This is a genomic window from Shewanella basaltis (assembly GCF_023283885.1).
In the GTDB taxonomy this organism is placed as follows: Bacteria; Pseudomonadota; Gammaproteobacteria; order Enterobacterales; family Shewanellaceae; genus Shewanella; species Shewanella basaltis.
Map to the genome: position 1 here is coordinate 245,140 of NZ_JAKILA010000002.1, position 14,440 is coordinate 259,579.

A 14,440-nucleotide genomic window follows, 5' to 3' on the forward strand; every position below is an offset into this window, starting at 1 on the left:
CAGTTTAATACAACTGGTTGATTATGAATTAAACCTTTGAGGTGAATTATGTCATTTAACATTGCATTGAGTGGTATTTCTGCCGCGCAAAAAGATTTAAACACAACGGCAAACAACATTGCTAACGTCAATACCGTTGGCTTTAAAGAGTCGCGCGCAGAATTTGCCGACGTGTATGCCAACTCGATTTTTTCTAACAGTAAAACAGCCGTTGGCGGTGGTGTAACGACAACGCAAGTGGCGCAGCAGTTTCATCAAGGTAGTTTACAATTTACCAGTAATTCGCTTGACATGGCGATAAGTGGCGGCGGTTTTTTTGTTACGTCATCGGGCGTGGGAACTCAGGATTTGTCCTACACGCGTGCAGGTGCGTTTAAAGTTGACTCTGATAATTATATGGTCGACTCTGCTGGCAACTTTTTGCAGGGGTTTCCTGTTGACGATGAAGGCAACTCAACTTCAGTGAGTTTAACAACAACGCAACCAATCCAAATACCTGATACTGCGGGCAGCCCGGTTAAAACCAGTCTTGTTGAAGTGCAAATGAACCTCAACGTAGGGGATGAAGCATTAGACCCAGCTAATTTTGACCCAAGTAATTCAGATACATATAATAATTCAACGTCAGTGACAATTTATGACTCATTAGGTGAGTCTCATATTATGACCACCTATTTTGTTAAACCAACAGGTGGTTCATACACTGGTGAGAGTAACTGGGTGGCATTTTATGCTGTCGATGGCGAGCCTGTTGATGTAACCACTGCTGGGAGTTACAGCACTGATACGACTGGTGATGGCATTGCTGACAGCACAGCTACAGCCACGGCAACAAATCCTGTCGATGGCACGGTTTGGAGTGGCGCCGTTATCAAGTTTAATGATGTGGGTGCTTATACAAGCAGTTCACCTGCGACCATCACAACAGAAGCCCTAGGCAGCACAGGTGCAGCAGTGTTAGACCCAGGTGCTGACGGTACGCAAACCATCGAAGTCAGATTTGATAACCCGACTCAATACGCATCACCTTTTGAAGTGACATCACTCAGCCAAGACGGTATTACAGTGGGCCGTTTAACCAATGTGGGTATTGGTTCTGATGGCTTAATCACCGCAAGCTACAGTAACGGTTCAACTGTGCCATTGGCGCGTGTTGCCTTAGTGCGATTTGCTAACGAGCAAGGGCTAACCCAAGTGGGTAATACGTCATGGAAAGCCAGTTTAGATTCGGGTCCTGCTTTAGCGGGTGAGGCCAACAGTGGTACTTTTGGTAGTATTCAGTCATCTGCGCTTGAACAATCTAACGTCGACTTAACCACAGAATTAGTTGATTTAATTACAGCGCAACGTAACTTCCAGGCAAACTCGCGTACTCTAGAAGTCAACAACACACTTAATCAAACCGTGTTGCAAATTCGCTAATTAGTGATGACTCATCATGATTGACACATAAGGTGTTGCCGGCTTCGGCAACACCTTGCCATTTTAGTGTAAAGCTGTTTATCTTATCGCCAAACTGTTGTTTTTTTGACTCCCCATTCCTGCTAGTTGCTAATTTTACCTATTTAACCTGAGCTCGGGATAAGGGATGAACTTATACTATTTAAAATCAACATGTTACCCATTCTCACTTTCAAGCTTGTCATTTGTTCTGCTAACAAGGTGAATTGACGCGTCAATAGCTAGCCTATTGTAAGTCGATTCAACGCAGTGAGCAGGGCAAAGGACTGTTTGAAAGGCATTTATTATCCCGAGCTCAGGTTATTTATATTCAACACGTTATTTTTACCTTAAATCTTAAAATGTCCATTGGCACGATGCTTGCTTGTTTACTGTATATATTCTTTTTGTAAAAAGTTTGACGGAGCAGCAGATGGACAAATTTCTTTATGTTGCCATGAGCGGCGCTAAGCAAGGTATGAATGCCTTAGCTGTGCGCGCAAATAACTTGGCTAACGCAAATACTGATGGTTTTAAGTCTGACATGACTCAAGCTCGCTCTATGCAGGCATTTGGCGAAGGCTTGCCAACTCGTGTGTTTTCAATGATTGAAAGCCCTGGAAGCAACTTTAATGGTGGGCCGATTCGTACCACTGGCCGTGATCTTGACATTGCGGTTAAAGGCGATGGCTGGATAGCCGTGCAAGCCACCGATGGCAGCGAAGCCTACACGCGCGCAGGTAGTTTACATTTTGACAGCACAGGCTTACTTCTTAATAGCCGTAACACACCCATTATGGGTGATGCTGGGCCAATTGTATTGCCTTTGCCAATCGATAGCGTGCAAATATCCGACAATGGCATTATTTCTGTTCGCCCAAAAGGGGCCACCGCGGAAGTGTTTGAAGAAGTAGGACAAATTAAATTTGTAAACCCAGGCAATGATCAAATGATGCGCGGTGAAGATGGTTTATTTCGTCTCATGTCAGGCCAACCGGCACCAAGAGATCCTGCGATTGAAATTGAAAGTGGCGCTATCGAAGGCAGTAATGTGAATTCAGTTCATGAAATGGTGGCGATGATAGACATTCAACGACAATACGAAATGCAAGTCAAAATGATGAAAAATGCTGAAGAAGCAGATCGTTCATCCACGTCTTTGATGAGAATTAGTTAGGAGTAATTATTATGGTTCCAGCGTTATGGATAAGTAAAACAGGTGTTGATGCCCAACAAACTAACATCGCCGTTATTTCTAACAATGTGGCTAACGCCAGCACGGTTGGATTTAAAAAGAGTCGTGCTGTGTTTGAAGACTTGCTTTACCAAACGGTTAATCAGGCCGGTGGTATAAGTGCTGATAACACAAAATTACCTAATGGCTTAAACATTGGTGCGGGTACTAAAGTAGTCGCAACGCAAAAAATGTTTACCCAAGGCAGCATGTTAACCACAGATAACTCATTAGATTTAATGATTGAAGGTTCAGGTTTTTTTGAAGTGCAAATGCCTGATGGTACAGCAGCTTACACCCGTAATGGCCAGTTTAGTTTAGATGAAAATGGCCAAATTGTTACGCCTGGATCAGGTTATGTTGTGCAACCGCCAATTACTATTCCTGACGACGCTACCAGTATTACTGTGTCGGCCGAAGGTGAAGTGTCTGTGCAAATACCCGGTACTGCAGAAAGCCAAGTTATTGGTCAACTTACCATGACTGATTTTATTAATCCGTCAGGGTTAGATCCACTAGGGCAGAACCTCTACACCGAAACTGGTGCCAGCGGTACGCCAATACAGGGCACGGCATCGCAAGATGGCTTAGGAGCGATTCGTCAGGGCGCGTTAGAAACCTCTAACGTTAACGTGACAGAAGAACTGGTGAACTTAATTCAAGGTCAACGTATTTACGAAATGAACTCTAAAGTGATTTCAGCGGTTGACCAAATGCTGTCTTACGTTAATCAGAATCTCTAAGGAGTTATCATGATTAAATACCTTGCATTAACTTCTGTGGTGCTTTTTGCGATGGGCTGTAGTTCTACCCCTAAAAAGCCGATTGCAGATGACCCTTATTACGCCCCGGTTTATCCCGATGCACCGCCAACACAGGTAGCAGCCACGGGCTCGATTTATTTAGATACTCAAGCATCGAGTTTGTATTCTGACATTCGCGCTCATCGCGTCGGTGACATTATTACCGTGACATTAAAAGAGTCGACTCAAGCTAAAAAGAGTGCCAATAACGAAATATCTAAAGGCAGTAACTTGAGTGTTGAGCCTGTTTATGCCGGTGGTAAAAATGTGTCAATTAACGGTATTCCTTTGGATTTAGGCTACACCGACAGCATGGACACTAAGCGTGAGGCCGATGCCGATCAATCGAACAGCCTAGATGGCAGCATATCTGCCAATGTCATGCAGGTGTTAAGCAATGGTAACTTGGTGATCCGCGGTGAAAAGTGGATTTCAATCAATAACGGTGATGAGTTTATTCGCGTTACTGGCATCGTTCGCAGCCAAGACATCAACCCAGACAACACCATAGATTCAACCCGTGTTGCCAATGCCCGTATTCAATACAGTGGTACTGGCACATTTGCAGACTCACAAAAAGTGGGTTGGCTGAATTCGTTTTTCATGGGCGACTGGTGGCCTTTTTAAGGAGTAATACATGAAAACCAAATTGTTGATGTCGCTGATGACTACGCTGTTAGTGTTAACCGCGCCCGTGCACGCTGAGCGCATTAAGGATATTGCCAATATTCAAGGAGTAAGAAGCAATCAGTTGATTGGTTATGGCCTAGTGGTGGGCTTGCCTGGTACGGGCGAAAAAACCCGTTATACCGAGCAGACTTTCCGCACCATGCTTAAAAACTTTGGCATTAACTTACCGGATTCGGTCAGACCCAACTCAAAAAACGTTGCCGTGGTGGCTGTACATGCCGACATGCCTGCATTTATTAAACCGGGTCAAAACCTTGACGTTACCGTGTCGAGTTTAGGTGAAGCTAAAAGTTTACGTGGCGGCACCTTAATTCAAACTTTCTTAAAAGGGGTTGATGGCAACGTTTACGCCATTGCACAAGGCAGCCTTGTGGTGAGTGGTTTTAGCGCCGAAGGGCTAGATGGCTCGCAAGTGATTCAAAATACGCCAACGGTAGGGCGTATTCCCAGTGGTGCAATTGTTGAGCGCAGTGTGGCAAGCCCATTTTCGAGCGGTGATTTCCTCACATTTAATTTACGTCGTTCAGACTTTTCAACGGCTAAGCGCATGGCCGATGCCATCAACGACTTACTTGGCCCAGACATGGCACGTGCTATTGATGCCACTTCTATTCAAGTGAGTGCGCCGCGTGATGCATCACAACGGGTGTCGTTTTTATCTACCCTTGAAAACATTGAAGTTGAACCTGCAGATGAGTCAGCCAAAGTTATTGTTAACTCACGCACCGGCACCATAGTTGTGGGCCAACACGTTAAATTATTACCCGCAGCAGTTACCCATGGTGGGTTAACCGTGACGATTGCTGAAGCGACACAAGTGTCGCAGCCTAATGCGCTAGCCGGTGGCGATACCGTAGTAACCACCAACAGCACGATTGATGTGTCAGAAAAAGATCGTCGTATGTTTATGTTTAATCCAGGCACCAGCCTTGATGAGCTTGTTAGAGCCGTCAATCTAGTGGGCGCCGCACCATCCGATGTACTTGCCATACTCGAAGCGTTAAAAATGGCAGGCGCTTTGCATGGTGAACTTATCATCATCTAAAAATTGTCGGTATGACTATGGAAAAGTTGTCAAATTCTGCGAACTTTCTGGATCTAGGAGGACTAGATTCACTTCGTGTCCAAGCCCAGAAAGACGAGAAGGGGGCACTGAAAGAAGCGGCAAAGCAATTTGAAGGTATTTTTATTCAAATGCTGATGAAAAGCATGCGCGATGCCAATGCCGCCTTTAAGTCAGACAATCCGATGAACAGCCAAACTACAGAGTTTTTTGAGCAAATGCGCGATCAGCAAATGTCAGTCGACTTGTCAAATAAAGGCATGTTAGGACTGGCGGAGCTGATGGTGCAACAGCTTGACCCTAATAATAGTCCGGTAACACCAGCGTCGGTTTTACGTGGTGACAGTGACAATAAAGTCAATCCAAGCATGTTTGTCGCGCAACCAACCGAGCTTGACCAAGAAGCGTTAAATGCCATTGCACCAGCCGATCAAGTGGCGACATCTCATCACGCCATTAATCACCACGAAATGGCAACAGCAATGCCAAAAGAGTTGGCAAGTGTGTTACGCGGCGAACAATTAGCGAGCCAATCATTTGCTCAAGCTTCGTCAGCCATACCGGTGAGCGGAACAATAACCGCTAGCAATGATTTGCCGCCAGAAACCAATAAGCTTAAAGCAAAAGGGGTGGCGGTCAGTGAGTTTACGAGCCCACAACATTTTATTTCGGTGTTGTACCCCCATGCTGAAAAAGCAGCCAAAACACTCGGAACATCTGCAGAAGTGTTAATTGCTCAATCAGCACTTGAAACCGGTTGGGGCCAAAAAGTGATCCGCCGTAACGACGGTACCATGAGCCACAACTTATTTAATATTAAAGCGGACAAACGCTGGCAGGGTGAAAAAACCTCAGTCAATACTCTAGAGTTTGAAAAAGGCATTGCTGTACAGCAAAAAGCCGACTTTAGAATGTACGACGACCTTGAACAAAGCTTCAGCGACTTTGTGTCATTTATTGGCCAAGGCGACCGTTACGAAGATGCGCGCAAAGTGGCCAGCGAGCCAACTCAGTTTATTCGTGCACTGCAAAAAGCGGGCTACGCCACCGACCCACAATACGCCAATAAGGTGATTAATGTAATGAAGTCGGTCAAAGAAGGCCTTAAATCTGTATTACCTCTGGAGACTAAATAATGGCGATTGATCTACTTAGTATCGCGCGCACCGGCGTTATGGCATCTCAGTCGCAACTTGGGGTAACCAGTAACAACATTGCCAATGCCAATACTGAAGGTTATAACCGCCAAACGGCGACGCAGGCCACATTACAATCACAACGTCTTGGCGATAACTTTTATGGCACAGGCACCTATGTGTCTGACGTTAAACGTGTTTATAACGAATTTGCCGCGCGCGAGTTACGCATAGGCCAAACCAGCATGAGCGCGGCAGAAACAGCTTATTCTAAATTAAGTGGACTTGATGAGCTTTATGCACAAGTTGGCAGCATGGTGCCTAATAGCATTAATGACTTTTTTGCTAGCATTAATAGTGTGGCAGATTTACCAACCGATTTAGGTATTCGCAGCGGTAGTCTTGGCGCGGCAGAACAAATGGCCATCAGCATTAACCAAATGCAGTCGCAACTAGACAACCAAATCAAACAAACTAATAACCAAATCGAATCTGTCACCACTCGTATTAACGAAATCAGCAAAGAACTGGCAAACATCAATTTAGAGTTAATGAAGTCTCAAGGCGATAATAACGAGATTTTAGACAAACAAGACGCGTTGATTTTAGAGCTGAGCGAATACGCACAAGTTAATGTTATTCCTTTAGATACTGGTGCAAAATCCATCATGTTAGGTGGCTCAGTTATGCTCGTGTCGGGCGAGGTTGCAATGAGCATGGGCGTGAGTGCCGGCGATCCATTCCCTAACGAGCCTAAGATCACCGCTTCTATTAGTGACAAAACACTGAATGTTGACCCAAGTAAATTGGGCGGTCAACTCGGTGCCTTGTTTGATTATCGAGACGACACCTTAATCCCAGCCAGCAATGAGTTAGGTCAGCTAGCATTAGGTGTGGCCGACACCTTCAATGAAATGCAGTCTCGCGGCATTGATTTAAACGGCAACGTAGGCAGCAATATTTTTCGCGATATTAACGACCCATTAATGGCATCAGGCCGCGCGGGCAGTTATTCAACTAATACCAGTTCAGCTGCGTTATCGGTCAATATTGACGATGTGGGCGCCTTGTCTGGTAGCAGCTATGAGCTCAGTTATACCACCGCAGGCGGATATTCGTTAAAAGATAATCAAACCGGTGAAGTATCAAGCTTAACCTTATCGGGCACAGAGCTTACCAGCAGCGCTGGTTTTACCATTAACGTTGCCAATGGTCCCATTGCCAATGGCGATAAGTTTGAAATCAGGCCCACAGCAGGTGCTGCAGCGGGGTTGACAATGATAATGACTGACCCTAAGGGCATTGCCGCCGCAGGGCCAACATTAACGCCTGCGACAACAAACTCGGGCAACACCACAATTAGCTTAAACAGCATGGACTCAAGTGCCACAGGTTTTCCGGGTACTGCAACGGGCTCATCAATTACGTTTGCGATTGATACCGCCGCCAATACTTATCAAGCATTTGACAGTGCGGGCACTTCATTAGGTACAGGTGTTATTACCAATAACAACATTAATGCCTTTGGTATGGACTTTGACATTACCATTAATGGCACCGCTGTTAACCCAGAGACCTTTACTTTCGATCTCGCATTTGCCGAAGGTAATAACAGTAATGCAGTCGAAATGGCTAAATTGTCGGACGTCAAATTAATGAACAACGGCACTGGCACCTTAACTAGCGTATTTGAAAACACCAAATTAGATATTGGCAGCCAAACTAAAGCCGCAGAAGTACGCGTTGACTCGGCCACTGCTATTTATCAGCAAGCCTATGATCGGGTACAGAGCGAATCTGGCGTTAACCTAGACGAAGAAGCCGCCAATTTATTGCGCTTTCAACAATCTTATCAGGCCGCCGCGCGCATTATGTCTACTGCGCAAACCATTTTTGACACCTTATTAAGCTCGGTTCGCTAGGAGATAAGCCATGAGAATTTCTACCGGACAAATGTTTCAGCAAAGCACTAACAGCATTTTAGAAAAGCAATCAGCCACTAATAGCATCATGGGGCAGATTTCGAGCGGCAAAAGAGTCGAAACCGCAGGTGATGACCCAGTAGCGGCGATTGCGATTGATAATCTTAAGCAAAAGAATACCCTGGTTGATCAATTTATTAAAAACATCGATTACGCCACCAATCATGTCCAGCAAACCGAAAGTCAATTAGGCCAAGCCGACGATTTAGCTGCCAGCATGAAAGAATCTATGCTACGTGCCGCAAACGGCAGCATGACTTCTGCCGAGCGGCAAGTCATTGCCGATGACATGCGTCAAAGTCTTGAACAATTAATGTCCATCGCTAATACCAAAGACGAGTCGGGTAATTATATTTTTGGCGGCACTAAAACTAACGACATTCCATTTGCCTTTAATAATGCCGGCGAGGTGGTCTACAGCGGCGACTCAGGTATTCGTAAAAGCAATATTGCCACCGGCGTACAGGTGAATACCAATACTCCAGGTGATGCCGCCTTTATGAACGCACCTAATGCCATGGGCGACTATGGCGTCAATTATTCGTCGTTACAGCAAGGCGACTTTGTGGTGAACAGTGCCAAAATCACTGACTCGACAGCCTATACGCCTGGTTCTTATAGCGTTAGTTTCGCCGACGACGGTGCTGGTGGGCTTAACATTTCGGTTACTGACAGCGCAGTACCCCCGGTTACAACGGTATCGGCTTTTGACGCATCGCTGCCGGTCACCGTTAATGGCATAGAAATTAAAATCGATGGCGAGCCACAAGCTGGCGATAGTTTCAGCATTGATGAAGTGGCACAAGTCAGTATTTTCGATACCTTCAGCAAGGCTATTGCTTTATTTGAAAGTGGCGAAGACACACAAACGCCAGCAGGACAAGCAGAGTTGGCACAACTATTGAATAACTTAGACAGTGGTGTCAATCAAATGAGTCAGCAGCGGAGCTACACTGGCAACAGCTTAAAAGTGTTGCAACAGTACAGCGACAATCACACTGACGAAAAGATCATTAACACCTCGGCATTATCAAAGTTAGAAGACCTAGATTTTGCCTCAGCGATTACCGAGTTTGAAAAACAGCAGTTAGCGCTTAATGCGGTATCGAGTTTGTTTACTAAAGTCGGCACGCTCAGTTTGTTTGATTATATATAAGCTTGAACAACAGTTATAAAATAGTAGTGATAAATACATGTAATGAAATGCAGAGTGTTTGGACACGGATGTGAATAATCAATATCTGTAAAAGACATTCGAAAATAGCCTTTTATAAAAGGCTTTACAACAGATTAAACAGTTTAATGATTAACCGTTTAGCCAAGCTCCGAGTCTTGGCGTTCAACTAAGAAGAGGAATTTTACATATGGCTATTTCAGTTAATACCAACGTCACATCAATGAAAGCACAAAATAACCTTAATGGTGCTAACAGCAAGTTATCCACATCGATGGAACGTTTGTCTTCAGGGTTACGCATTAATAGTGCCAAAGACGATGCCGCCGGCTTACAAATTTCAAATCGTATGTCTAGCCAAATCAATGGTACAGGTGTGGCAATTCGTAATGCCAATGATGGTATCTCTATTGCGCAAACTGCCGAAGGTGCGATGCAAGAGTCGACCAATATTTTACAACGTATGCGTGACTTATCATTACAATCTGCTAACGGTTCTAACTCGTCATCAGACCGCGAAGCGCTTCAAAAAGAATTATCAGCATTGCAAACAGAATTAACTCGAATCGCTGATACGACTTCTTTCGGTGGTCAAAAGTTATTAAACGGTAATTACGGTACACAATCTTTTCAAGTGGGTTCAAATGCCAATGAAACGATTTCCGTCACTATTGGTGATGTATCAGCCGATGTGCTTGGTAAAGAAGGTCAAACAGTAGCAGGTTTGTATACTGCCGCAGAAATTACTACGGAAATAGGCGTCGGTGATTTCGATTTTACCTACACTCCATCTGGTACCGGTGCATCCGCAGAGACATTAACCGTTAGTATGGGTGATGTAGATGATGCAGCCTCTATGGTTGATGCAATCAATAATGCACTAAATGGTGCCTCTGAACCAACAGGAGTCTTTGCGGTTTTAGATGCAGCAGGGACTGGATTTACTTTTGAAGGCATCGCTAACAATGGTGCGACTTTAACTTCAGGAGGAACCTCGGCGACAACATTCGGCTTAGGTGGCGACGATAGTGCCAATGCTACATCAACGGTAGACCAAATAGATATTACAACAGCGAAAGGATCTCAAAACGCAGTTACTATTATTGACGCTGCATTGGCTGATATTGATGCGCAGCGAGCTGATTTAGGTGCGGTGCAAAACAGAATGAGTTTTACAATTAATAACTTAGGTAACATTCAGTCGAACGTTACAGATGCCCGTAGTCGTATTCAAGATGTTGATTTTGCTTCTGAAACTGCAGAGTTAACCAAACAGCAGATTCTCTCTCAGACCTCTTCTGCTATGCTCGCCCAAGCTAATCAAATCCCACAAACGGCGTTATCATTGTTGGGTTAATTAGTTTATTCACCAAACAGAATTAAAAGCAGGCCAAACGGCCTGCTTTTTGTTTATTGATTTATAACAAGTTTTGATATAAACAAGTAATTTATTCAAAATAGCTAAAACTTTATCTAAAGATTTTCTCGTTAACGCCGTTACAGTGTATGTAGAAAATAAACATTGCCTGATATAACTGACAGGCACTATTTGAGTTAGGTAGAGGGCATAAATTATGGCTATTTCAGTAAACACCAACGTCACATCCATGAAAGCACAAAGTAACTTAAACAGTGCTAACAGTGGCTTACAAACATCGATGGAGCGTTTATCTTCAGGTCTTCGCATTAACAGTGCTAAAGATGACGCTGCAGGTCTTCAGATTTCTAATCGTTTTTCTAGTCAAATTAATGGTCTTGGTGTAGCGACTCGTAATGCTAACGATGGCATCTCTATTGCGCAAACGGCAGAAGGCGCGATGAGTGAGTCTACCAATATCTTACAACGTATGCGTGACTTATCACTTCAGTCAGCTAACGGTTCTAACTCAGCAGCAGACCGCGAATCACTTCAAAAAGAAGTGGCTTCTCTGCAAACAGAATTAACTCGTATTGCCGATACCACATCATTTGGTGGTCAGAAATTATTAAATGGTAATTTTGGCACTAAATCTTTCCAGGTGGGTTCAAATGCCAATGAAACGATTTCTGTAACTTTGGGTGACATTTCAGCAGATGCTTTGACTAAAAGTGCAAAAGTTGCAAGTGGAGAGTTTGACGAAACCAATATGAATGCAGCGATAACTGCTGATAATGTTGAGTTTACTTATACACCAGATGGTGGTACAGCTGAAACTTTGACTGTTGATCTATCAAAAGTAGATGCAAGTGATTATGCTGGTTTTGCCGACGCACTTAACCAAGGTTTAAATGGTGCATCAGAGCCGACGGGAGTTTATGCTCGTGTCAATGATGATGGTGATGGTGTGGTTATTGAAGGCCTCGTTGACGGTGGAGCTTCACTTACTCAAGCTGGTGCTGCGGGTTCTACTGCTTTTGCAACCGCAACAGCTGCTGATGTATCTGTAAATGATATCGATATCAGTACTTATAAAGGTTCACAAAATGCTATCACCGTTATTGATGAAGCATTAGCAACTATTGACAGTCAACGTGCAGACTTAGGTGCCGTTCAAAACCGCATGAACTTTACCATCAGTAATTTAGGTAATATCGAATCGAACGTGACAGATGCGCGTAGTCGTATTCAAGATGTTGACTTTGCTTCTGAAACGGCAGAGTTAACTAAACAACAGATTTTGTCACAGACTTCTTCAGCGATGTTAGCCCAGGCTAACCAGATCCCACAGACTGCGTTGTCGTTATTATAATTGTAAACGCCAGCATTTAATGAAAACAGGCCTTATGGCCTGTTTTGTTATTTATAGCCTTTATACGTGTAACTGCGATATACGGAAGTCATTAGATTCGATGTAAAGGCACTGTTTATACTTAATACATGAATGAGGTGATATTTAAATAAACGAGAAAACAAAACGATTGGACGAACGTTGAGTCAATAATCTTCATTGTCATTCATATTTATCAATCTGTTGTAGATTTTTTAATTATTATCTAAAGTATTTTCAAATCGTGCCGTTACAGTGTATGTAGAAAATAAACTTTGCCTGATATAACTGACAGGCACTATTTGAGTTAGGTAGAGGGCATAAATTATGGCTATTTCAGTAAACACCAACGTCACATCCATGAAAGCACAAAGTAACTTAAACAGTGCTAACAGTGGCTTACAAACATCGATGGAGCGTTTATCTTCAGGTCTTCGCATTAACAGTGCTAAAGATGACGCTGCAGGTCTTCAGATTTCTAATCGTTTCTCTAGTCAAATTAATGGTCTTGGTGTAGCGACTCGTAATGCTAACGATGGCATCTCTATTGCGCAAACGGCAGAAGGCGCGATGAGTGAGTCTACCAATATCTTACAACGTATGCGTGACTTATCACTTCAGTCAGCTAACGGTTCTAACTCAGCAGCAGACCGCGAATCACTTCAAAAAGAAGTGGCTTCTCTGCAAACAGAATTAACTCGTATTGCCGATACCACATCATTTGGTGGTCAGAAATTATTAAATGGTAATTTTGGCACTAAATCTTTCCAGGTGGGTTCAAATGCCAATGAAACGATTTCTGTAACTTTAGGCGACGTTTCTGCCGATAATATAGGTAAAGAAGGAAAGACTATTGTAGGTACATATGACGCCACAGAAACTACCGCGGTTATCGCAGACGGTACATATTCTTTTGCTTACACCGCTGAAGGCGGAAGTGCTGAAACACTGAAACCTGATTTTACAAATGTTACAGATGCAGCTGGTGCAGTCGATGCAATTAACAGTGCCTTAAACGGTGCTTCGCAGACTACTGGGGTATTTGCTGAATTAGATGCTGCTGGCACTGGCTTTAGTTTAAAAGGTATATTAAATAACGGGGACACTCTAGCTTTAACTGAAGCAGCAACATCTGGTACGGTAGCATACACTGTTGGTGCTACTGATTCTGCTAACGCAACATCTAAAGTGAGCGATATTGATATCACCGATTATGAAGGTTCGCAAAATGCAATCACTATTATTGACGCTGCATTGGCTGATATTGACAGTCAACGTGCTGACTTAGGTGCCGTTCAAAACCGCATGAACTTTACCATCAGTAATTTAGGCAATATTGAATCGAACGTGACCGATGCGCGTAGCCGTATTCAAGATGTTGACTTTGCTTCTGAAACGGCAGAATTAACTAAGCAGCAGATTTTGTCACAGACTTCTTCTGCGATGTTAGCCCAGGCTAACCAGATCCCTCAGACTGCGCTATCACTACTATAATAATCACTATTTATTATTAATAGCGATGAGCTAGTGTAAAGGTAACAGATAGGGAGGATCGCTTGCGATACTCCCTTTTATGTTTTAAAACTAAAATAAAGTAACATCCACCTAATAGTTGATGGTTCGAGTTAACGGAATATTAAACTATCAAGTCAATTAAAAACTGGTGTAAATTTTGCTTTGTTTTATAAGGTCAGTTGAGGTGTATCATGGATGTCAATGTAACAGCATCAAACAGTAATATGCATAAAGAGGGCTTAGTCAACTCAGTGAATAGGTCTGTGGCTAGTCAGGTAGATAGCCAGTCTAATGCGGCTAATTTAGGGTTATCAGCCGATGTCATTCAAAAAAATGCTGACAGTGGCCGCACCACAGAGCAAGTGAATGCAGCAACTCAAGTGGATGCAGAAGAGCTTAATAAAGCAGTAAATGATATTACCGAAAGCATGAGCATGATGCAAAAAGGCTTAGCCTTTAAGGTGGATGAAGACTTAGGCATACAAGTGGTTAAGGTGATTGATGTCGCCACTGGCGAATTAATTAGGCAAATGCCTAATGAAGAAGCCCTAGAAATCGCCAAAAAATTAAACGAAGTCACAGGTTTATTGATGAAAACTGAAGTGTAGTTTTTAAAGTCAATAGCAATGTGATTTGTTACAGCCGTGTAGATTATC

The 14,440-nt window shown here is 43.5% G+C and carries 12 protein-coding genes; all 12 read left to right on the forward strand.

Annotation, left to right across the window (positions count from 1 at the left end):
- Positions 1-48 precede the first annotated feature (48 nt).
- On the forward strand, positions 49-1,422 hold the full coding sequence (gene flgE, locus L2703_RS02875; RefSeq protein ID WP_248969631.1) for a flagellar hook protein FlgE: 1,374 nt from the start codon (positions 49-51) through the stop codon (positions 1,420-1,422).
- A gap of 451 nt (positions 1,423-1,873) precedes the next feature.
- The gene (flgF, locus tag L2703_RS02880; RefSeq protein WP_248969632.1) at positions 1,874-2,617 is read left to right on the forward strand and encodes a flagellar basal-body rod protein FlgF; all 744 of its coding nucleotides are present in this window, start codon (positions 1,874-1,876) and stop codon (positions 2,615-2,617) included.
- An 11-nt stretch (positions 2,618-2,628) separates the two neighbouring features.
- Positions 2,629-3,417 carry a flagellar basal-body rod protein FlgG gene (flgG, locus tag L2703_RS02885; RefSeq protein ID WP_248969633.1) on the forward strand — a complete coding sequence of 263 codons (789 nt, stop codon included), beginning with the start codon at positions 2,629-2,631 and terminating at the stop codon, positions 3,415-3,417.
- A 9-nt stretch (positions 3,418-3,426) separates the two neighbouring features.
- Positions 3,427-4,104 (forward strand): flagellar basal body L-ring protein FlgH, encoded by a 678-nt coding sequence (gene flgH / locus L2703_RS02890; RefSeq protein ID WP_248969634.1) that lies wholly within the window; start codon positions 3,427-3,429, stop codon positions 4,102-4,104.
- A gap of 10 nt (positions 4,105-4,114) precedes the next feature.
- Positions 4,115-5,212, forward strand: coding sequence for a flagellar basal body P-ring protein FlgI (locus tag L2703_RS02895; protein WP_248969635.1), 1,098 nt, complete (start codon positions 4,115-4,117; stop codon positions 5,210-5,212).
- Between the two features lie 17 nt (positions 5,213-5,229).
- A complete protein-coding gene (gene flgJ / locus L2703_RS02900; RefSeq protein WP_248969636.1) occupies positions 5,230-6,366 on the forward strand; it encodes a flagellar assembly peptidoglycan hydrolase FlgJ in 1,137 nt (378 codons plus the stop codon).
- The gene (gene flgK / locus L2703_RS02905; protein ID WP_248969637.1) at positions 6,366-8,288 is read left to right on the forward strand and encodes a flagellar hook-associated protein FlgK; all 1,923 of its coding nucleotides are present in this window, start codon (positions 6,366-6,368) and stop codon (positions 8,286-8,288) included. Before flgJ ends, flgK begins: the two co-directional genes overlap by 1 nt.
- 10 nt (positions 8,289-8,298) lie before the next feature.
- A complete protein-coding gene (flgL, locus tag L2703_RS02910; RefSeq protein WP_248969638.1) occupies positions 8,299-9,504 on the forward strand; it encodes a flagellar hook-associated protein FlgL in 1,206 nt (401 codons plus the stop codon).
- A gap of 208 nt (positions 9,505-9,712) precedes the next feature.
- Positions 9,713-10,879: a flagellin gene (locus L2703_RS02915; protein WP_248969639.1), complete on the forward strand. Its 1,167-nt coding sequence runs from the start codon at positions 9,713-9,715 to the stop codon at positions 10,877-10,879.
- 217 nt (positions 10,880-11,096) lie between these two features.
- Positions 11,097-12,251, forward strand: a complete 1,155-nt coding sequence (locus tag L2703_RS02920; RefSeq protein WP_248969640.1) for a flagellin — start codon at positions 11,097-11,099, stop codon at positions 12,249-12,251.
- Between the two features lie 345 nt (positions 12,252-12,596).
- Positions 12,597-13,763 (forward strand): flagellin, encoded by a 1,167-nt coding sequence (locus tag L2703_RS02925; protein WP_248969641.1) that lies wholly within the window; start codon positions 12,597-12,599, stop codon positions 13,761-13,763.
- Between the two features lie 212 nt (positions 13,764-13,975).
- Positions 13,976-14,392, forward strand: a complete 417-nt coding sequence (locus L2703_RS02930) for a flagellar protein FlaG (protein ID WP_248969642.1) — start codon at positions 13,976-13,978, stop codon at positions 14,390-14,392.
- The last annotated feature ends 48 nt before the right edge of the window (positions 14,393-14,440 follow it).

What these genes read in the sequence shown, in the direction of transcription:
- flgE (WP_248969631.1), top strand. Translation starts at nt 49, where the DNA reads ATGTCATTTAACATTGCATTGAGTGGTATTTCTGCCGCGCAAAAAGAT.
- flgF (WP_248969632.1), top strand. Translation starts at nt 1,874, where the DNA reads ATGGACAAATTTCTTTATGTTGCCATGAGCGGCGCTAAGCAAGGTATG.
- flgG (WP_248969633.1), top strand. Translation starts at nt 2,629, where the DNA reads ATGGTTCCAGCGTTATGGATAAGTAAAACAGGTGTTGATGCCCAACAA.
- flgH (WP_248969634.1), top strand. Translation starts at nt 3,427, where the DNA reads ATGATTAAATACCTTGCATTAACTTCTGTGGTGCTTTTTGCGATGGGC.
- L2703_RS02895 (WP_248969635.1), top strand. Translation starts at nt 4,115, where the DNA reads ATGAAAACCAAATTGTTGATGTCGCTGATGACTACGCTGTTAGTGTTA.
- flgJ (WP_248969636.1), top strand. Translation starts at nt 5,230, where the DNA reads ATGGAAAAGTTGTCAAATTCTGCGAACTTTCTGGATCTAGGAGGACTA.
- flgK (WP_248969637.1), top strand. Translation starts at nt 6,366, where the DNA reads ATGGCGATTGATCTACTTAGTATCGCGCGCACCGGCGTTATGGCATCT.
- flgL (WP_248969638.1), top strand. Translation starts at nt 8,299, where the DNA reads ATGAGAATTTCTACCGGACAAATGTTTCAGCAAAGCACTAACAGCATT.
- L2703_RS02915 (WP_248969639.1), top strand. Translation starts at nt 9,713, where the DNA reads ATGGCTATTTCAGTTAATACCAACGTCACATCAATGAAAGCACAAAAT.
- L2703_RS02920 (WP_248969640.1), top strand. Translation starts at nt 11,097, where the DNA reads ATGGCTATTTCAGTAAACACCAACGTCACATCCATGAAAGCACAAAGT.
- L2703_RS02925 (WP_248969641.1), top strand. Translation starts at nt 12,597, where the DNA reads ATGGCTATTTCAGTAAACACCAACGTCACATCCATGAAAGCACAAAGT.
- L2703_RS02930 (WP_248969642.1), top strand. Translation starts at nt 13,976, where the DNA reads ATGGATGTCAATGTAACAGCATCAAACAGTAATATGCATAAAGAGGGC.